Source organism: Glycocaulis abyssi, assembly GCF_041429775.1.
GTDB lineage: Bacteria > Pseudomonadota > Alphaproteobacteria > Caulobacterales > Maricaulaceae > Glycocaulis > Glycocaulis abyssi.
Map to the genome: position 1 here is coordinate 1,771,996 of NZ_CP163421.1, position 18,520 is coordinate 1,790,515.

The window sequence follows — 18,520 nt, forward strand, 5'->3', positions numbered from 1 at the left end:
GTCTCTCCTAAGCCGCGCGTGTTTCGCCGGAGCGTGCCGCCCGGTCGAGCGCGGCGATCAGCCCGCCCCTGTCAGCCGGGCGCATCACCGCCACCATGCCTTCGCCATGCCCACCGCTCGCGCGGTCGCTGACCCCAAGGCGCGGCACATCGGCCCAGTGGCCTTCGCTGGCCAGCGTGTCGAGCGCCGCCGGATCACCCACCAGCGCGGCGTATTGCGCGCCCATCTGGGCAGCGTCGCGTGCCTCATGCAGGCCGCCCACGACCGTCACGTCATAACCGGCAGCGGCCAGCAGGGGCGCCATCATGCGCCGGGCAAAGGCATCAGGTTCGACCAGCAGGATCGGGTGGCGGCCCGAACGCGCGGGGCGCTGCGGCGAACCAGACCAGGCCCGCTCCATGTGCCAGGCAATGTCGAGCACTTCGGTCGCGCGGCCCTTGATAATGGCCGAGCCGATAACGCCGGGGCGTTCAGAGCCCATTTGCAGGTCGAGCGTTTCTTCCACCACGTCGAGAATTTCATCGACCGCGACACCGGCCGAGCGGTCCTCCTCGGAGAAGACCAGCACGGCCTGGCGGCCTTCGCGCTTGAACTCGTCCACACCCGAAGCGTGGGCCAGCGGCAGCAGGCGGCCCCGGTACTGCACCACGTGACGCGCATCGACGATCTCGATGGTGGAGCCGTCAAACTCTTCAAGCCGGGTAATAAGACTGACCGGCACGGCCTTCACATCGTCCTCGCCTGCGCGCACCAGAAGCAGGCGCTGGCGCGAGGGATCGATGCTGCTGGCGGCGGCGTCCTCGGAAACCTGCGTCTCCTCGGTGGAGTGCGCCAGCTGCTGGGAGAGGCCATTGGGATCGAGAATGATGATGACCGAGCCATCACCAAGCAATGTCGCGCCGGAATAGACCTGTATGCCGCGCAGCTGGGCCGAGAGCGGCTTGACCACGATCTCCTCGGTATCGAGCACATCGTCGACGACCACGCCGAGCTTGCGTCCCGCCGCCTCAATGACCACGACATAGCCGTGGCTGGCATCACTGGACGTTTCTTCGGGCAGGCCCAGAACATTATTCAGGCTGACTACCGGCAGGAGCCGGTTGCGCAGGCGGATCATGCGCGCGCCATTCATCGACTCTATGGAGTGGGCCGAACCCTCACCGGCGCGCACCAGCTCACGCACGGCCAGTTGCGGCAGGGCGAAGCGCGCATCGCCTGCCTTCACGATCAGCGCCGAAACGATGGCGAGGGTCAGCGGAATCTTGATGGCAAAGCTGGTGCCCTTGCCGACCTCGGAGGTGAGATCGATGGAGCCGCCAATCTGTTCGATATTGGTGCGCACCACATCCATGCCGACGCCGCGGCCAGACAGGTTCGTCACCTTGGCGGCGGTGGAGAAACCGGCAGCGAAGATGAAGCGCTGGATCTGCTGCTCGCTCATGGAGCTGAGCTCTTCAGGCGTGGCCAGACCCTTTTCGAGCGCCTTGGCGCGGATTTTCTCCGGGTCGAGACCGGCCCCGTCATCGGTGATCCTGATGATGATCGCGCCGCCTTCATGGTAGGCGGACAGGCGGATCGTACCCTGCTCAGGCTTGCCCGCTGCGGCGCGGACATCAGGCATTTCAACGCCGTGATCGGCGGAGTTGCGCACCATATGGGTGAGCGGATCCTTGATGAGCTCAAGCACCTGGCGGTCGAGCTCGGTCTCCTCGCCCTCCATGATGAGGCGGATCTTCTTGCCCAGATCCTGCTGGGTGTCGCGTACGATACGCGGCAGCTTGCGCCAGGCATCGCCGACGGGCTGCATGCGCGTCTTCATCACCCCGTCCTGCAGCTCGCCGGTCACCGATGACAGGCGTTGCAGCGGGCCTTTCAGGGCGGAATCTTCGGTTTCGCGGACGATCTGGTGCAGCTGGTTACGGGCCAGCACCAGCTCGGACACCGTTGTCATCAGGGTTTCGAGCACATCCACATTGACCCGGATGGTCGATTGCGCGCGCACGCCCTCAGACTTCGGCGCATCAGCCTCCGTTGCAGCTGGCGCCTTGGCCGATGCGGCAGGCGCAGAGGCAAGAGGCGCGGCGGCAACCGGCTCGGCCTCGTCCTCGATATCAGCCTCCTCGTCGTCAGCCGTAGCATTGGCCAGCTCTGGCCCTTCGGCGGACATGAAGGCGGCCTCAAGATCAGCCAGCGACACCTCGCCCGGACGCAAGGGACGGCCCAGATCAGCGTCGAACGCCTCGCCGCCTTCGTCAGAAGCTTCGATAACGGGTTCCGGCTCAGGCTCGGGTTCAGGTTCGGGTTCCGGTGCCGGAGCGGGCGCTGCGCTCTCGCCCATCGCCAGCGCTTCCAGCTCGGCGATCAGCTCTGAATCGTCGCCTTGCGGCTCGCTGCCCGTCTCTTCCAGACCACCCAGCACCAGCTTGATCCGGTCGAGCGATTGCAGGACCAGCGTCACGGCGGCGCTATCGGCAACCAGCGTACCATCGCGGAACTTGCCCAGCAGGGTCTCACCGGCATGGGCAATCGCCTCAAGGCGCGACAGGCCGAGAAATCCGCACGTGCCCTTGATGGTGTGAAGAAGGCGGAAAATATTGTCGAGCGTGGCCCGGTCGGTCGGGTCGGATTCGAACTTCACCAGTTCGACGTCAATCGTATCAAGGCTTTCTGCCGTTTCGGCCAGAAATTCGCCAATCAGCTCATCCATGGTGAACCCGTCCCCTGATTGCCCGCTGGACGCAGGCGCGGTGCGCAAGGCACGCAAGTGTGATCGGGGACAAAAATCACATGGACAGGGTTAACGTATCGTTTGGCTGGCAGACCGTTCGTCAAGGGCCGCCCTGGCAGGGAGGAAATGCGCTCAATCGTCACCGCCGGCGCGCCAGTCGCTAGGCGTAGCGCCGAAGCTTGCCTTGAAGGCCCGCGAAAAATAGCCCAGCTCGGTAAAGCCCCATGCGCTGGCGATATCGGTGACAGACTGGCTGGCGTAGCGCGGGTCACGCAAATCGCGCGCGCAGCGCATCAGTCTCTGGTTCCTGATCCATCCCGTCAGGGTGGTGCCATCGCTCTGGAACAGGCGTTGCAGCTTGCGCGGCGTGATGTTGAACCTTGCCGCCAGCGCCTCCCCATCGGCGCGTACCGGATCAGCAAGCCGGGTGGCAAGATCGGCCTTTATCCGGCCCAGCAAGAGCCGGTCGCGCTCCACGCGGCTGGCGGCCAGAGGTTCCAGCCCGGCATCGATGCTGGCCGCCGTCATGCCGAGAAAATGGGTATAGAGCCGGTTTTCGTGCGGAGCGGGGCCGGCTTCGGCCAGCAGGGCGGTCAAGAGCGCGGCAATTGCCGGCCCGGCTGGCGGCGCGATCTCACCGCCATGGGCCAGTACATGGCGCGGCGTGAGCGCTTCGAAATCCTCCGCCGGGACCATGGCGCTGACAAAGGTGAAGGTCTCGTCGAAATCAAGCGTGTAGGGCGTATCGCCCGACACATAGGTGACCCGTCCGCGATCCACGCCCATCCGCGTGCCATTGGCCACCAGCCAGCCATGGGCGCTTGTCATGGTGGATACGAAACACACGCCTCGCGCCTCGGCGCTGATGAGGTCTGCATCGCGGATGAGGCGCTGGGGTGATCCCGATACCTCGATCAGCATGACCGGGCCGAACGGCCGTACACGCATGCTGGCATGGAAGGGTTTTGCCTCGGCCTCCACCCGCATGGGCAGGGCCATGTCGGCGACATGGCGGCGCCAGGCCTCCAGCGCTGCAGGCCCGTCCAGACCCTTTGTCGACCAGAACCAGCCGCCGGGCAGATTGTCGTTTGCGTCAAGCAGGTTTGTCGCTTCCAGCACAGCAGCAAGGCTCGTGAACCGCTAGCCTCAAGGGACTGATTATAGAGCGCAAAGGTGGGGCGTCACCTTTTGCGGGCAGACGCGCTTTGCGCGTGTCCCAGGTGGGGGGATCACCGGGCCAGTCCGCCGCGCCTCAAGCGGGAGCAAGAAACCATGCCGGATATCATCAAGCCGCGCGCCAACGGTGCGCTGCGCATCAAATGGGCCATCCTGACCACTACAGCCCTTCTGCCGCTGGCGCTGGCGGCAGAGGCGGCCGGGCAGACAGCACAAGAGTGTACTGACGGCACAACCGGGCCGGGCCAGCAGGACGGCACCGGGAATGCTGCCTGCGAGACCAGCGCCAGCGCCTATGGCCAGTTCAATCTGGCAAGCGGCACCTTCAGTAGCGCCTTTGGCTATTCAAACATCGCCAGCGGCAGTTCCAGCAGCGCATTCGGCATGTTTAATGTCGCCAGCGGTCCGACGAGCAGCGCCGTAGGCAGAAATAACCTTGCCAGCGGCGATGCAAGCAGCGCATTCGGACGTTTGAACTCTGCCACGAGCGAATTCAGTAGTGCTTTTGGCTACACCAATTCGGCAAGTACGTCGCGCAGCAGCGCGTTTGGATTTGGCAACAGCGCCAGTGGTCCGCGCGGCAGCGCATTTGGCCACGTGAATTTGGCCACCGGCGCTGACAGCAGCGCTTTTGGCACCCGTAACACCGCCTCGGGTGAATTCAGCGCCGCCTTCGGGGTCCTGAATTCGGCGGATGGGCTTTTCAACAGCGCCTTTGGCGTCCAGAATGAGGCGTCCAATGACGAATCCTCGGCGTTCGGCTTCAGAAACATAGCCGATGCTTGGAGCGCCAGCGCCTTTGGATACAGAAACACCGCTGAAGGGGACAATAGCAGCGCCTTCGGTTTCCGTAGCACAACCGGCGTTGACGCCGTCGGCGCTCTGGCCGTCGGCGGCTGGTATGACCGCGACGGGGACGGGCTCATTGAGCCGGACGACGAGCTGACCTCCGCCCGTGGCCGCTATTCCGCCGCCGTTGGCACGGGCGTGATTGCGGAAGGCGAGGCTTCGTCCGCCTTCGGGGTAGGCACGACCGCAGGAGGCGATTTCGCCAGTGCCTTTGGATTCCTCAATCTGGCGGGCGGCGATAACAGCGTTGCCTTGGGTTACGAAAACACGACGAGCGCGAATTTCAGCAGCGCGGTCGGCTATACGAACACGGCCAGCGGCGAGGAAAGCCATGCCCTTGGCGGCTTTAATGAGGCGCAGGGCTTCCAGAGCAGCGCGGTGGGGTATTTCAACATTGCATCCGGCATTCAGGGCAGCGCCTTTGGCGCGTTCAGCCTGGCCAGCGGCGATTATAGCAGCGCGTTTGGTTACGGCTCCATTGCCAGCGCGGAAGGGGCAACGGCCATCGGCTTCGAGGCCGTGGCGGACCGGGCCTACACGGTGGCGATCGGCTCAACTGGCAATGAGCGCAATCTCATCCATGTAGCGGACGGCACCGAGGACACTGACGCGGTCAATCTGCGTCAGCTCAATCTGGCCCTGAGCTCGGCAGGCGGGTCCGTCCCGCTGGCCCATTTCAACGATCCGGATTTCCCGCGCGCGGCACCGAATGCAGGCGCGGTCGATGCGCTGGCCATTGGCTGGGGTGCTGATGCGGGCGGGCTCGCCAACATCGCGGTCGGCACGCTGGCACAGACGGGCAGCGCCTATGGCTCCATTGCCATCGGGTTTTTCTCCAGCGCCACCGACTGGAACACAATTGCGCTTGGCAATGGATCAGATGCCTCTGGAGACGGTGCCATGGCCCTGGGGAGCTATGCATGGTCGCCGGGGTTCAGCGCCCTGTCGATAGGCACCTATGCGATGGCGACGGGGCCGGAATCGACAGCGCTCGGCTATCTGTCCGAGGCGACGGCGGACAATGCGGTAGCCATCGGTGCGGGTTCAGTCGCCAGCCGGGAGGACAGTGTCTCCTTCGGCTCGTCTGGTAATGAACGCCTGCTGGTCCATGTCGCTGATGGCACGGACGATACCGATGCGGTCAATCTGCGCCAGCTCAATGCAGCCATGGCCGGCGGCGGCGGGGCTGACCTTGCACCCATAGCCGCGGCTCTGGGCGGCGGGGCGAGCTTTGCGGGCGGGGTGTTCGGCGCGCCAGAATATGTGGTGCTGGGCAACAGCTTCAACAATGTCGGCGGAGCCATTGGTGCGCTGAATACACAGGTCGAAGAGAACACCACAGACATTGCCGATCTGAAGTCTTCGGGCGGACGCGGTCCGGGTGGTGGTACGGGCGACCCGGCGCAGGAGGCGCGCATTGCCGCGCTGGAAGCACAACTGGCCGCCCTGCAGGGCGCGCTGCAGGACGCGATGGGCGAGCTGGCCGCTCTCAGCCAGGGCAATGTCACCGGCGGCACCACGAGCGACAACACCAATCTTGCCACTGGTCCCGGCTCTGAGGCGACCGGCCACGGGGATACGGCGTATGGTGTGGGCGCATCAGCGACGGGCGATCCTTCAACTGCCGTAGGATTTCAGGCACAGGCGTCCGGCCAGCACTCCACTGCCATTGGCGGTAATGCCGCAGCCACCGGCAATCTCTCCGTGGCGCTGGGGCAAGCGGCGGTGGCATCGGGCGCTAACAGCATGGCGCTGGGTCAGGGCGCTTCGGCGGCGTTCGACAATTCCATCGCCATCGGTCAGGGCGTGGCCACGACGCGGGACGGGCAAGTGGCCATCGGGTCGGCGTCCAACACCTACACGCTGGCCGGGATCAATTCCGCTGCCAGCCGTGCCGCCCAAAGCGGGACGGCCTACATGGTCACCTCCGATGCGGCGGGCAATCTGGCCACGATGGATATCCAGCCCTGGTTCGGGCGCATTGAGGAGCTGGAGGAAGGCGCGGCACGCACCGATGACCGCTTCCGTACGCAGGCTGATGGTATCGCCGTGGCGCTGGCGCTTGGCGGCGCGCAGGTGATCCAGCCGGGTCAGACCTTCGCAGTCTCGGCCAATCTTGGACACTTCGACGGCTCCAACGCGGTCGGCTTCGGCGCCATCGGCCGCGCGCGCGAGAACATGTTCGTCAATATCGGTGTCGGCACCGGCACGCGCACCGGCGCGGTGGCTGGCCGGGCCGGGGTCAGCTGGGGCTGGTAGCTTACGCCGCTTCGGCCTTGGCCTGCGGGGCGAGCAGAGCGATGTATTCAATGCGCTCTTCTTCCACGCGGGCCTCCACCCGGCCGCCATTTTCACGCGCGACCAGCCCGGCATAATAGGGCTGGATGGAGCGGCCATCATAGCCGTCCTCGCCTGCCCGGCCTGCCAGCGCCTCGATATAGCTGGGGTCAATGCGTGCGCGCGGTCCGGCGGCGACGATGCGCAGACGGCTATCGCCGCCCTCGCTGGCCGATGCCTCGACCGTGACGGTGCCGCCGCGCGGGACATTATCCACCGCCAGCCAGACCAGATTGAGCAGCACGCGCGCGGCCGGCTTGTCCAGGCCCGCCGCCTGCACCTTCCACACCAGCTCCGGCTTGGCGCTGGCAAACATCGCCTCGGCCAGGCGTTTGAGCTCGCTGGTATCGATGCTGCCGGGGCGGGACCCCCCTGCCCCGAAGGCCAGACGCACATATTCCAGCTTGGCATGCGCCTGATTGGCGCCGGTGCGGATCAGCTCGATGGCATCATCGCGCATGTCGGCGGCGTTTTCATCATCCAGCACCGACAGGGCCGCGCCGAGCGCGGACACAGGGCTGACAAGATCATGGCAGAGCCGGGCGCACAAAAGCGCGGCAAGCTCGGTGGCGGAGGGTGTGTTTTGCGTGCTCATGGACGCAGCATTATCCGATTCTCGATCGCGAAAGGGTTAACGCGGATGCGGCACCTCCCGGGTGCCCTAAGGCTCGCGATCATCCTCGTCATAGCCGCGCCGGGACGAGAAAAAGACCAGCGCCATCAGGCCCGCCCCCACCACAAAGGTCAGCACCGCGCCGATGACCAAAGCGGCCCAGCCATGGCCGCCAACTGCATTGTCCATGCTCATCCACAGCCGCGCCGATAGCGCAATTGCGCCAATGAGCATCGCGCCCAGAACCACCGCCAAAAGCCAGGTTTTCATAAATATCCTTCCTGTGCGCCGCGCCGGGATGCATAACATGCATTATGGTTAAGGGAGACATTAACCCTGCCTGGGGCACACATCCCCCCTTGGCAAGACGATTCGTCCTTGTCAGTGTATGTGCCGCTCCGGCACGGTCCGGGAAAGATGACAGCATGTCACGGGGGGTGATGTTGGCCTGCATCTTGCCTTGCTGGACTGGCGGCTGAAAACAACCGCGCGGGAAGAGGGAAATATTACGCATGTCCGGTTTTGACGTCCGCCTCGCTGACGCCCACCGCTCCCGTGCGCTGGTTTTCTTTGCCACGCTGACCATGGCCCTGCTGCTAGTGGCGGCCATACTCATCAGCCGGACCATGACAGGCAGTTCGGCCTCCGCGGCCGCCCCCGATCTGGACCAGCTTGATCCGGCAGGTGCGGCCCTCATGGCCGAAGCTGCTGAAACTGCGCCCACGCTTGATGACATGGTGATGGCCGAACATGCCGTGTTCGCCAACTGCATTGATTGCCCGGTCCTGATGGCGGCGGAAGTGACCGTGCGTTCGGGCCAGACCTTTGCCAGCGTGCTGGCCGAGGCTGGTGCCAGCCGCATTGATGCCGCGCGCGCGATTGCCGCGCTGGACCCGGTCTATCCGGCCCGCTCGCTGCGCGCCGGCCAGACGCTCAATCTCTTTTTCGAGCGCAGCCCGCTACAGAATATTTCCGCTGACGAGGATGACGGCCTCACGCTGACCGGCATTTCCTTCCGTCCTGATAGTGAGCGCACGCTGACCGTGGCGCGCAGCGCTGACGGTCAGTACCGCACCCGCGAGGCGGTGATGACCGTGGAGCGCGAGATCGTGCGCGCGCGCGGCGAGATTTCCTCCAGCCTCTATGCGGCCGCGCTGGACGCTGGGGCCACCGACCGTATCGTCACCGACATGGCGCTCGTTCTGGGTCATGCGGTGGATTTTCGCACCATCCGCTATGGCGACACGTTCGACATCGTGTTCGAGCGCTATACCAACCGCGCAGGCGAGGTGATCCGCACCGGCCGCATCCTCTACATGACCTTCGAGGGGCGCGGGCGTCCGCTGGAGTATTTCCGCTATGAAGCGCCTGATGGCGATATCGGCTACTACACCGCCGAGGGCGAAAGCGCGGCCCGCCTGCTGATGAAAATGCCGATCAATGGCGCGCGCATCTCCAGCCAGTTCGGCATGCGCTTCCACCCGATCCGCCGCACCAACCGGCCTCATAACGGCACAGACTTCGCCGCCCCGACCGGCACCCCGATCTATGCGGCCGGCAACGGCACCGTGGAGCGCGCAGACTGGTTCGGTACGTTCGGCAACTATATCCGCCTGCGCCATTCCAACGGCTATCAGACCGTCTATGCCCATCTGAACGGATTTGCGCGCGGCATCCGTGCCGGCACGCGCGTCACGCAAGGCCAGACCATCGGCTATGTCGGCACGACGGGCGCCTCCACCGGCCCGCACCTGCACTATGAGGTGCATCTCAATGGCCGTCCGCTCAACCCGATGAGCCTGGACCTGCCGACGGGCCGCCGTCTGGAAGCGGATGAGCTGGGCATTTTCAACACCGAGCGTGACCGGATCATCGCCCTGCGCGATCAGGCCCGTCCCGCAGCTGAGGAAGAGCCCCAGCCCGTTCTGGTGGCCGAGCGTGGCGAGGAGCGCCGCGCCAGCGCCGGTTCAGGGGCGAGCGCCCGTCCGTAAACGGCGCGGGTGAGCATTGCCCTACTTCGTGGCCGCCATCAGATAGTTCACGCCCGCATCTGAACTGATGAAGAAGCTGTCTTTGAGCGGATTATAGCTGACGCCGACGGGCGTTTCAGGCGCAAGGCCGGCTGATTTCAGCGCCGCCTCCACCTCCTCCGGCTTTACCAGCCTGGCAAAGCGGTGCGTGCCGCGCGGCAGCCAGCCCAGCACGTATTCCGCGCCGAAAATCGCCGTCACGAAGGCGCGGCTGGTGCGGTTGATCGTGCCGACAATCATTATCCCGCCCGGTTTCACCAGGTTCGCGCAATCGGCAAGGAACTGCGCCGGATCGGCGACATGCTCGACCACTTCCAGATTGAGCACGACATCAAACCGGCCCGGCCCTTCGGCCTCCAGCAATTGCTCGGCCGTGCCGTGGCGGTAGTCGATCTCCAGCCCCGCCTCGCGCGCATGGACCAGCGCCGTCTTGATATTCGGCTCGGCGGCGTCCACGCCGGTCACGCGCGCGCCAAGGCGCGCCATCGGCTCGGACACGAGCCCTCCCCCGCAGCCGATATCGAGCAGTTCAAGCCCCGCCAGCGGCTCGCGCCCCTCACGGGCGAAATGGGCGCACAGGCGCTCGCGTATCCAGGTGAGGCGCGCCGGATTGAATTTGTGCAAGGGCGCGAACTTCGATTTCGGATCCCACCACTCGGCAGCCATCGCCGAGAACTTCTCCACCTCCGCCGGATCGATGGACGGGCTGGACAGCGTTTCAGGCGAACTTGTCTGGGCCATGGTTTTTCCTGCGGTGCGGGAGGGGAGATCGCACCGGCCAATATACGCTGCCACGCGCGGGCGTTAAGGGCCGTGAGTGAGGTGAAATGCCGCCGTCTGAACCGGGCAGGAAAACTCTACCCGCCTGCGCCAGTGCCGTTTGCTGGTGCGCCTTCGGCACGCGCCGCGCGCCAGTTGCGCACGAAAGTGTCCATGGGAAGCGATTCCAGTATCTGTCCGGAATTGCCCAGCACGCCGATATCCTGCGCGCCGGAGCGCACACGCAGCGCACCCGCATCGGTGGCGGAAACTTCAAGCCCGGCCTCGTCGGGTGCGCGCCAGGAGGCTCCGGCCTCCATCTCGCGGGCAAACAGGACACGGCCAGATCCGTCGCGCACTTCCAGCGTCACCGGCGATATGGCGGTGAAGACCAGCGCCTCAGGTGCCGTGGCGGTCGGCAGACCAGCCCAGATCTGGGCCGGATCAGGCGCGCGGCTGGATTCCACCACAGGGCGCGGCGTGGCCAGCAGGCTGGCCGGGTCAGGCGCATCGGCAAACGCGCCTGTGCGGGTGATGTGCACGCCATACCAGCTGGTGGCGGCGAGCACGCTGCCCAGAATGACAACGGCGCCGATAACGCCCTTGGGCAGTTTGAATTCGCGTTTCTTCTTCGGGGCGGTCGGCTGGGCGCGGCCGGTATCGCATTCGACCTCCAGCTTGAACTGGTCCACCACATCAGTGACGTTCAGCTCGAGAAATCCGGCATAGGCGCGCAGATAACCGATCGTGTAGGCGCGTGAGGGCAGCCCGCGCGGATCCATCGCTTCGAGGGCTTCGAGATAATCGCGTTTGATGCGGGTGCGTGCGGCGGCGGAATCGAGCGTCCAGCCATGTTTGAGGCGCGCCTGGCGCAAAATATCGCCGATACTGGCCGGGCCGCATGGGGCCACTGGCGCGTTGGCGAAGACTGCATCCATGGGCACGTATTGACTTCCCGCTACCTGACCGGCCAGCTTTTGCATCGCGTTATGAACCGCTTAACCGCGGTTTCCCCTCACCACCCGCGCCGACTCAACCACTTCTGTGTGACTTTTTGATCGCAGCGCAAGTGGATTAAATCAAAATGCAGCACGGTTATCAACAAGTCGTGAAGAAATTCCGGCTTCTTGCGCAGCCGCGATCAGCTTTTCTCTCAAGGATTTATCCGCGTCCGGAGCACCGGGAGCCATGTGGTGTGCCAGCCAGGTGCCAAGACGGCCCGCATCGCACTCGCCCAGCGCGGCCTTGACCGGGCCAATACTGCCCGCCGACATGGAGAGCCGCCGGTAACCAAGACCGGCCAGAACGCAGGCTTCAAGCGGCTTTCCGGCCAGCTCACCGCATACCGAAACCGGCTTGCCTGCCGCATCGCACGCCTCGCGCACGGATCTGAGCAAGGCCAGCGGGGCGGGGCTCAGCACATCATAGCGATTGGCCACTTGCGGGTTCTGACGATCAGCCGCGAAGAAATACTGCATCAGATCGTTCGCGCCGACGGCGGCAAAATCGCACAAGGCCAGATAGGGTTCGGGCGCAAACGCCACCGCCGGCGTCTCGATCATCAGCCCGGTCTCGACGCTTTGCGGGGTTTCATGGCCATGGCGGCGCGCCAGTTCCAGCTCCGTGTAGAGAAGGTCGCGCGCGCGGGCGAGCTCGCCAATATCGGCCACCATCGGGAACAGGACTTTGAGCGCCTGCCCCGCACTGGCCCGCACCAGCGCGCGCAGCTGGTAACGGGTGAGCGCAGGCCGGTCGAGCCCCATGCGCAGCGCCCGCCAGCCGAGCGCCGGGTTGGGCTCGCGCAGCTCCGGGATGAAGCGCGTCACCTTGTCTCCGCCAAGATCCAGCGTGCGGAACACGACCGGCCTGCCCTCCGCCGCCTTGAGCACCGCCTTGTACATCTCGATCTGGGCGGAGACGCGCGGCAGGGTGTGGGAGATCATAAACTGGAATTCGGTGCGGAAGAGGCCCACCCCGGCAGCGCCGGTTTCGCCAAGGCGCGGCATCTCGATCAGCAGGCCGGCATTCATCGACAATTCCAGCCCCGCGCCATCGGCAGTCACGGCCGGTTCATCGCGCCGCGCCGCATAGGCGAGGTTCGCGCGGGAGAGGCCCTCCATGCGCTCGGCATAGGCGGTCAGCACCTCATCACCGGGGCGCACATGCAGGACGCCGAACTCGCCATCAATTATCAGCGTGTCGCCGTCTTCCACCCGGTCGAGCGCGCCTTCCACCTGGCCGACCATGGGAATGCCCAGCGCCTTGGCGACGATGGCGGCATGGCTGGTGGCAGAGCCTTCCTCAATGGCCAGCCCCGCCAGGCGCGAGCGGTCCAGCTCCATCAGCTCGGCCGGTCCTATCGAGCGGGCCACAAGCACCGCATTGGCCGGCAGATCGGCCATGGCGCGTACCGCTTCGGGTCCGGCCAGATGGCGCAGCAGCCGGTTGGCCAGGTCTTCAAGATCATGCAGGCGCTCGCGGAAATGGGCCTCGCGCGCCTTCATCAGCCGGGCGCGGTGGGCATTGCGCACGCGCTCCACGGCGGCCTCGGCAGTCAGGCCGGAGCGGACTGCCTCGCGCAGCTGGCCGGTCCAGCCCCGGTCATGGGCGAACATGCGATAGGCTTCCAGCACATCGCGCGAGGGCGTGCCGATGGGCGCGCGCCCCGATTCCAGCAATTCATCGAGCCCCCGGCGCAGATCAGCCACGGCCGCGTCGAGACGTGCTTCCTCCGCCTCGGCGTCCTCTGCGATCATGCGCGCGGAATTGACGTGCGGCTCGTGAACCACCGCCACGCCCATGGTGATGCCCGGCGACAGGGCAACACCGGCATAGCGTTCCGGCCCGGATGCGCGCAGTTCGAGATCGGAGAAGGCTTCGGCGCGGACAAGCTCGCCCGACGCCACGATCTCGGCCAGCAGCATGGCGACCGTCTGCAGCGTCTCGATTTCCTCTTCGGTGCTGGGGCGCGCCGATTTGGACTGGGCGGTGAGCACCCCTACCAGACGGCCCCCGCGCAGGACCGGCACGCCGACAAAGCTCTTGAACGGTTCCTCGCCGGTTTCGGGCTTATAGGCAAAGCGCGGGTGGGCGGGCGCATCCTCCACCGATATGGGCCGCGCGCGCTGGGCCACGAGACCCACAAGCCCCTCATCGCGCGCCAGACGCAAGGCGTGAACCGCCTCGGCCTTCAGGCCGTGCGTCGCCGACAGCTCCAGCGCGCCGCTGGGCAGGACCAGATAGATCGAGCACACATCCGAGCCGGTTTCTTCCGCGATGATGCGCGTCAGCCGGTCAAGACGCGCCTGCGCCTGATCCTGCTGGGCCATCAGATCGCGGATACGCTGCAAGAGCCGGCGCGGTCCGCGCAGGCCCGTCCTGTCCAGCATGGGCTTCTCCGGCGTCATGTTTACTAGCAATCCATCCCGTGGCCGCGGGCGGGCAATGTCAGGTATTGCGCGGGGCAGTGGCCCCTTTCGCCCCTGACGTCAAGCTTGGCCGTGTACTCATAAAGGGTTTGCATGCGTGGTATGAGGCAAAATTATCCAGTTCGAGGAGCGAAGCCGAAGGTGGAGCCGTCCTCCATCGAGGTTTCGCGACGTGGAAATGGACGGTTTTGCCCATATCCTTTGAAGACGCGGCGGATTTGGCCCCTGAAGGCGTCGAGCCGTCCTTGTGGAGATCTGCTCCACGGCTGCCGCCTCTCCTGTTCAGATGCCAAATCCGGCTCGCGCCACGCACGAAACCTTCATGAGTACACGGCCGTGTCCAGCCGGTAGGCTGCATGAAGGGCGCGAACGGCGCGTTCCAGCGCATCTTCGTTCACGAGTGCTGAAATCTTGATCTCGGAAGTGGCCAGCATGCGCACCTCGATGGCTTCAGCTTCCAGCACACCATAGAGCGTGCGCGCCACGTCCGCGCGTCCGCGAAGGCCGGTGCCGACCACCGACACCTTGGCCAGGCCGACCTCAGAGCTAAGACCCTCATGCCCGGCCAGCGCCTGCAGGGCGGCGCGCAGATCACGCCCCTCCACGGAAAATTCCAGATTGGAGCCGCCCGAACGCGCCCGGCCCTGCACGATCATGTCGACATGCACGCCCGCCCCCGCCAGCGCGGCAAACACGCCGCCCGGCCCGCTGGCGCTGTCTTCAATGCCCGGCACGGCGATGCGCGCCTGCGCTCTGGCATAGGCAATGCCCGACACCACGCGGCGTTCGGCCAGCGCGCTCTCGCTCAACACTTGCGTACCGGCGCTCGCCCCCGGCGCGGCAAAGCTGGACTTGACCCGCATCGCCACGCCCTTGGCCTTGGCATACTCGACAGAGCGGGTCTGCAGAACCTTCGCGCCCATCGCCGCCAGCTCCAGCATCTCGTCATGGGAGATGCGCGCAAGGCGCGTGGCCGCAGGTTCGATGCGCGGATCGGTGGTGAAGACGCCGTCTACATCGGTGTAGATATCGCACTCGGCCCCTATCGCCGCCGCAATCGCGGCTGCTGACAGATCGGTGCCGCCCCGGCCCAGCGTGACAAGGCGGCCTTGCGCATCCACGCCCTGATAGCCCGCCACGACCGGGATCACCCCGTCGGCCAGCAGGCTTTCCAGCACCTCGCCATCTATGCCGGTAATGCGCGCCGAACCCGGTACGCCGTCCACCTCTATCGGTAACTGCCAGGCTAGGATTGAGCGCGCTTTCAGGCCCAGTTGTTTCAGCGCCAGCGCCATCAGGGCGGCAGCCGCCTGCTCACCGGCGGCCAGCACCGTGTCGGTCTCGATCTCGCCCAGGCCCCCGCCCAGGCTGGTGGCATGGCCCAGATAGCGGTCGGTCTCGCCGGACATGGCCGAGACCACCACCGCAACCTGATTACCCCTGGCCGCCTCTGCCGCGACGATGGAGGCCGAATGGGCAATCCGCTGAGGACTGCCCATGGAGGTGCCGCCAAATTTCAGGACCAGCCGTGTCATGGCCCTTCTCTAGCAGGATTGGTGCCGGGAGAAAGCGGGGGATGTCTTTTCCCTCGTCCCTCCACTTCGTCATTCCGGGGGAGCGCAGCGACACCCGGAGCCCAGCTTTTTATGACGAACTGGGTTCCAGATAAGCGCTTCCGCGCTTTCTGGAATGACGAGTTGAGATGTCAGTTCAACTCACCGGATCCCCGGCCACCGCCTGTCCCCGATGGAGAGGACATCAGTCGTTCTGGCAGAATAACCCGGACGGCAAACTCACCGGGGTCTCCCGCCCCGACGGGAGACCCAGAAAAAGCTGAAACGCGCCTCCTTACTCAGCGCTTCACCAATTTAGGCCGGGGGAATGAAAAACATGGGTCCCCCGTCTGGGCGGGGGACCCCGGTCGAGAGGGCATCGGGGAAGCGTTGCGCAAAGCAGAGACGTTTAGCCGCCTTCACCTCGTCACATCGCTCCTATATGTAGAGGCAGGCGCGAAGGAGCAGGTTTCATGGCGGTCGAGGATCACACCAAGGTCAGGCCCTGGCGGGCGATTGACCGGCGGAGCTCGCGCAAAATCCGTGTCGGGTCTGTCGAGGTCGGCGGCGATGCCCCCATCTCCGTCCAGTCCATGACCAACACGCCCACCAGCGACGCGCGCGCGACAATTGACCAGATACGCGGGCTGGAAGAGGCGGGCGCAGATATTGTGCGCGTCTCCTGCCCGGATGAAGAGTCCACGGCCGCCTTCCGCACGATTGCGCGCGAGGCAAAAGTGCCGCTCGTTGCCGACATTCACTTCCACTACAAGCGCGGCATCGAGGCGGCAGAGGCGGGCGCGGCGTGCCTGCGCATCAATCCGGGCAATATCGGCTCCATGGCGCGCGTGAAGGAGGTTGTTTCCGCTGCGCGCAATAATGGCTGCTCCATCCGTATCGGGGTGAATGCCGGGTCGCTGGAGCGCGAGCTGCTGGAAAAATACGGCGAGCCCTGCCCCGACGCGATGGTGGAAAGCGCCCTCAACCACGCCCGCATTCTCGATGATCTCGATTTCCGCGAATACAAGATCTCGGTGAAGGCGTCTGACCTCTTCCTCACCGTCGCCGCCTATCAGATGCTGGCCGAGGCGACCGACGCGCCCCTGCATCTGGGCGTTACCGAGGCTGGCGGGCTTCGCTCCGGCACGATCAAATCGGCCATCGGCATGGGCTCGCTCCTCTGGGCGGGGATTGGCGATACGATCCGGGTGTCGCTCTCGGCCGAGCCGGTGGAGGAAATCCGCGCTGGCTTTGATATGCTCAAAGCCCTCGGCCTGCGTACGCGCGGGGTGAACATCATCGCCTGCCCTTCGTGTGCGCGGCAGGGCTTTGACGTGATCCGCACGGTGGAGGCGCTCGAAGCGCGGCTTGCCCACATCTCCGAGCCGATCTCGCTCTCCATCATTGGCTGCGTGGTCAATGGCCCCGGCGAGGCGGCCTATACCGATCTGGGGTTCACGGGCGGCGGCAAGGGCGCAGGCATGCTCTATTTTGCCGGCCAGCAGACCGAGAAAGTCTCCAACGAGACCATGATCGAGCGCATCGTCGCCGCGGTGGAGGACAAGGCCGCGAAAATGCGCGCGGAGCGCGAGGCGCTGGCGGCGGCGGAGTAGGGAGCATTTTTCCTGTCGTCATTCCGGGCGGAGCGAAGCGCAGACCCGGAACCCAGCTTTTTGATAGAAACTCGGGTTCCAGATAGCGGCTGACGCCGCTTCTGGAATGACGAATGTGGGGCAGCAAGGCAGATATTCCGGGTCCCCGATCAAGCCGGGGACCCCGGTTGATAGGCCGAAGGCGAAACTGGCAGATTATTCAGGAAGCCAACATTTCCGGGGTCTCCCGCCCCGACGGGAGACCCAGAATAACTATCTAGAAAATTGCCAACCCGGCGTTTCACCGGCGTAAGCCGGTGCCCAGTCCTTTCTGGATCCCGGCTTTTGCCGGGAAAACGCGAGTTCTGAGCTTAAACTCAGAAAATGGATCCCCGTTCCCCGTTTTCACGGGGACAGGCGGTGCGGGGGACCCCGGTTCTTCGACGTTTGAGGGTGCTCTGGCTCTGAGCAGAAAAGAAGGTCCTAAACCCCCAATTCGGCCTGCACAGCCTTCGTCCAGCCCACATGTACCGCGCCGCCGGTAACGATCACGGGCCGCTTTATCAGCGTGCGATGCTCATCGAGCAGGCTGGCGAGTTTACCTGCATCATCAGCCCTCGCCTTGTCGGCGTCGGAGAGCTTACGCCAGGTCATGGAGGCGCGGTTGATGATTTTGGCCTCGCCCACTTCCCTGATCCATCCGGGGATCAGTCCGGCCACGGAAGGTTCGGCGCGAATGTCAACGAAGGCAGGATTTCTCCCGCCTTCGTTCAACGCGGTCATTGCCTTGCGGCAGGTCTCGCAATTTTTCAGTCCGTATACGGTAAGGCTCATACCGAAAGCGCTATCACATTGCGGATGGCGATGACAACGAGGCAGAGCGTGGCCAGCGCGTAGATGCCAAAGCGCAAGGGAATGAAATTGATCGTGGACTGCACCAGCGAGTGGATGATGCGCAGGATCACATAGGTCCAGGCAAAGCCAATATTGATGGCATCGCCGACGCCAACGAGATGGCTGTAGGTGACGAGCGCGTAGAAGATGACCGGCTGCTCGTGCAGATGGTTATGATTGTCCGCAATCTGACGGACGCTGCGCGGCAGCACGTCCATCTCGGACTTTTCCTTCAGCTTGACCGGATCAATGCCGGCCTTCTTCATGGCCGGAATGCGCGTGACATACATCCACACCCACATCACCAGCGTCCAGCACACCAGCGCCAGCAGCGGCACCATCATGGATTGATACATGGCTTGATCTCCTCCCGTCCGGGGTGGCTTTCACCCTCTGGTCAGGAGAGATAAGCGCGACTCTGCCCGGGCGGGAAGGGATTTGAAGTTTCCCCTGTCATAGCCCTGCCTGGTGTCTCCCCCCGTTTACGGGGGGAGTGGTCCGAAGGACCGAGGGGGGGATAACTCAAAACAAGTTCCCCCCTCCGTCAGCTGCGCTGCCACC

At 64.8% G+C, this 18,520-nt stretch carries 13 protein-coding genes; 3 read left to right on the forward strand and 10 right to left on the reverse strand.

Translation table 11 applies throughout. The features are described 5' to 3' along the window. Nucleotides 1–7 precede the first annotated feature (7 nt). Both AB6B38_RS08685 and AB6B38_RS08690 read right to left on the reverse strand, forming a co-directional pair. On the reverse strand, nucleotides 8–2,707 hold the full coding sequence (locus tag AB6B38_RS08685) for a chemotaxis protein CheW (protein ID WP_371392460.1): 2,700 nt from the start codon (nucleotides 2,705–2,707) through the stop codon (nucleotides 8–10). A gap of 153 nt (nucleotides 2,708–2,860) precedes the next feature. Continuing rightward, nucleotides 2,861–3,847: a helix-turn-helix domain-containing protein gene (locus AB6B38_RS08690; protein WP_371392461.1), complete on the reverse strand. Its 987-nt coding sequence runs from the start codon at nucleotides 3,845–3,847 to the stop codon at nucleotides 2,861–2,863. Nucleotides 3,848–4,000: 153 nt separating this feature from the next. Here AB6B38_RS08690 and AB6B38_RS08695 point away from each other — a divergent pair, with 153 nt between their 5' ends. Continuing rightward, complete coding sequence (locus AB6B38_RS08695) at nucleotides 4,001–7,012, forward strand: YadA-like family protein (RefSeq protein ID WP_371392462.1); 3,012 nt, start codon at nucleotides 4,001–4,003, stop codon at nucleotides 7,010–7,012. 1 nt (nucleotide 7,013) lies between these two features. Here AB6B38_RS08695 and chpT read toward each other — a convergent pair whose 3' ends face one another. Both chpT and AB6B38_RS08705 read right to left on the reverse strand, forming a co-directional pair. Then, on the reverse strand, nucleotides 7,014–7,685 hold the full coding sequence (gene chpT / locus AB6B38_RS08700) for a histidine phosphotransferase ChpT (protein ID WP_371392463.1): 672 nt from the start codon (nucleotides 7,683–7,685) through the stop codon (nucleotides 7,014–7,016). 66 nt (nucleotides 7,686–7,751) lie between these two features. After that, nucleotides 7,752–7,973: a hypothetical protein gene (locus AB6B38_RS08705; protein WP_371392464.1), complete on the reverse strand. Its 222-nt coding sequence runs from the start codon at nucleotides 7,971–7,973 to the stop codon at nucleotides 7,752–7,754. Nucleotides 7,974–8,215: 242 nt separating this feature from the next. Between AB6B38_RS08705 and AB6B38_RS08710 the strand changes: the two genes are divergently transcribed. Further along, nucleotides 8,216–9,694, forward strand: a complete 1,479-nt coding sequence (locus AB6B38_RS08710) for a peptidoglycan DD-metalloendopeptidase family protein (RefSeq protein WP_371392465.1) — start codon at nucleotides 8,216–8,218, stop codon at nucleotides 9,692–9,694. Between the two features lie 21 nt (nucleotides 9,695–9,715). Here the strand turns inward: AB6B38_RS08710 and ubiG are convergent, their stop codons facing one another. From ubiG to AB6B38_RS08730, 4 genes are all read right to left on the reverse strand, one after another. After that, nucleotides 9,716–10,474 (reverse strand): bifunctional 2-polyprenyl-6-hydroxyphenol methylase/3-demethylubiquinol 3-O-methyltransferase UbiG, encoded by a 759-nt coding sequence (ubiG, locus tag AB6B38_RS08715; protein ID WP_371392466.1) that lies wholly within the window; start codon nucleotides 10,472–10,474, stop codon nucleotides 9,716–9,718. Between the two features lie 116 nt (nucleotides 10,475–10,590). Further along, nucleotides 10,591–11,430, reverse strand: a complete 840-nt coding sequence (locus AB6B38_RS08720; protein WP_371395086.1) for a helix-turn-helix domain-containing protein — start codon at nucleotides 11,428–11,430, stop codon at nucleotides 10,591–10,593. Between the two features lie 141 nt (nucleotides 11,431–11,571). Next, nucleotides 11,572–13,881: a phosphoenolpyruvate--protein phosphotransferase gene (gene ptsP / locus AB6B38_RS08725; RefSeq protein WP_371392467.1), complete on the reverse strand. Its 2,310-nt coding sequence runs from the start codon at nucleotides 13,879–13,881 to the stop codon at nucleotides 11,572–11,574. Nucleotides 13,882–14,240: 359 nt separating this feature from the next. Further along, on the reverse strand, nucleotides 14,241–15,455 hold the full coding sequence (locus AB6B38_RS08730; RefSeq protein WP_371392468.1) for an aspartate kinase: 1,215 nt from the start codon (nucleotides 15,453–15,455) through the stop codon (nucleotides 14,241–14,243). Nucleotides 15,456–15,946: 491 nt separating this feature from the next. Between AB6B38_RS08730 and ispG the strand changes: the two genes are divergently transcribed. Further along, on the forward strand, nucleotides 15,947–17,086 hold the full coding sequence (ispG, locus tag AB6B38_RS08735; protein WP_371392469.1) for a flavodoxin-dependent (E)-4-hydroxy-3-methylbut-2-enyl-diphosphate synthase: 1,140 nt from the start codon (nucleotides 15,947–15,949) through the stop codon (nucleotides 17,084–17,086). 462 nt (nucleotides 17,087–17,548) lie between these two features. On the opposite strand, the gene AB6B38_RS08740 is transcribed toward ispG, so the two are convergent. Together AB6B38_RS08740 and AB6B38_RS08745 are read right to left on the reverse strand one after the other, a co-directional pair. Then, entirely contained in the window at nucleotides 17,549–17,899 is a 351-nt protein-coding gene (locus AB6B38_RS08740; RefSeq protein WP_371392470.1) for an ArsC/Spx/MgsR family protein, read from the reverse strand. After that, nucleotides 17,896–18,315: an MAPEG family protein gene (locus AB6B38_RS08745; protein WP_371392471.1), complete on the reverse strand. Its 420-nt coding sequence runs from the start codon at nucleotides 18,313–18,315 to the stop codon at nucleotides 17,896–17,898. Before AB6B38_RS08745 ends, AB6B38_RS08740 begins: the two co-directional genes overlap by 4 nt. Nucleotides 18,316–18,520: the final 205 nt, after the last annotated feature.

Coding starts and splice junctions, on each gene's coding strand:
- AB6B38_RS08730 (WP_371392468.1), bottom strand. CDS start 15,455: ATGACACGGCTGGTCCTGAAATTTGGCGGCACCTCCATGGGCAGTCCT.
- ubiG (WP_371392466.1), bottom strand. CDS start 10,474: ATGGCCCAGACAAGTTCGCCTGAAACGCTGTCCAGCCCGTCCATCGAT.
- AB6B38_RS08710 (WP_371392465.1), top strand. CDS start 8,216: ATGTCCGGTTTTGACGTCCGCCTCGCTGACGCCCACCGCTCCCGTGCG.
- chpT (WP_371392463.1), bottom strand. CDS start 7,685: ATGAGCACGCAAAACACACCCTCCGCCACCGAGCTTGCCGCGCTTTTG.
- AB6B38_RS08740 (WP_371392470.1), bottom strand. CDS start 17,899: ATGAGCCTTACCGTATACGGACTGAAAAATTGCGAGACCTGCCGCAAG.
- AB6B38_RS08705 (WP_371392464.1), bottom strand. CDS start 7,973: ATGAAAACCTGGCTTTTGGCGGTGGTTCTGGGCGCGATGCTCATTGGC.
- ispG (WP_371392469.1), top strand. CDS start 15,947: ATGGCGGTCGAGGATCACACCAAGGTCAGGCCCTGGCGGGCGATTGAC.
- AB6B38_RS08720 (WP_371395086.1), bottom strand. CDS start 11,430: ATGGATGCAGTCTTCGCCAACGCGCCAGTGGCCCCATGCGGCCCGGCC.
- AB6B38_RS08685 (WP_371392460.1), bottom strand. CDS start 2,707: ATGGATGAGCTGATTGGCGAATTTCTGGCCGAAACGGCAGAAAGCCTT.
- AB6B38_RS08695 (WP_371392462.1), top strand. CDS start 4,001: ATGCCGGATATCATCAAGCCGCGCGCCAACGGTGCGCTGCGCATCAAA.
- AB6B38_RS08745 (WP_371392471.1), bottom strand. CDS start 18,315: ATGTATCAATCCATGATGGTGCCGCTGCTGGCGCTGGTGTGCTGGACG.
- ptsP (WP_371392467.1), bottom strand. CDS start 13,881: ATGCTGGACAGGACGGGCCTGCGCGGACCGCGCCGGCTCTTGCAGCGT.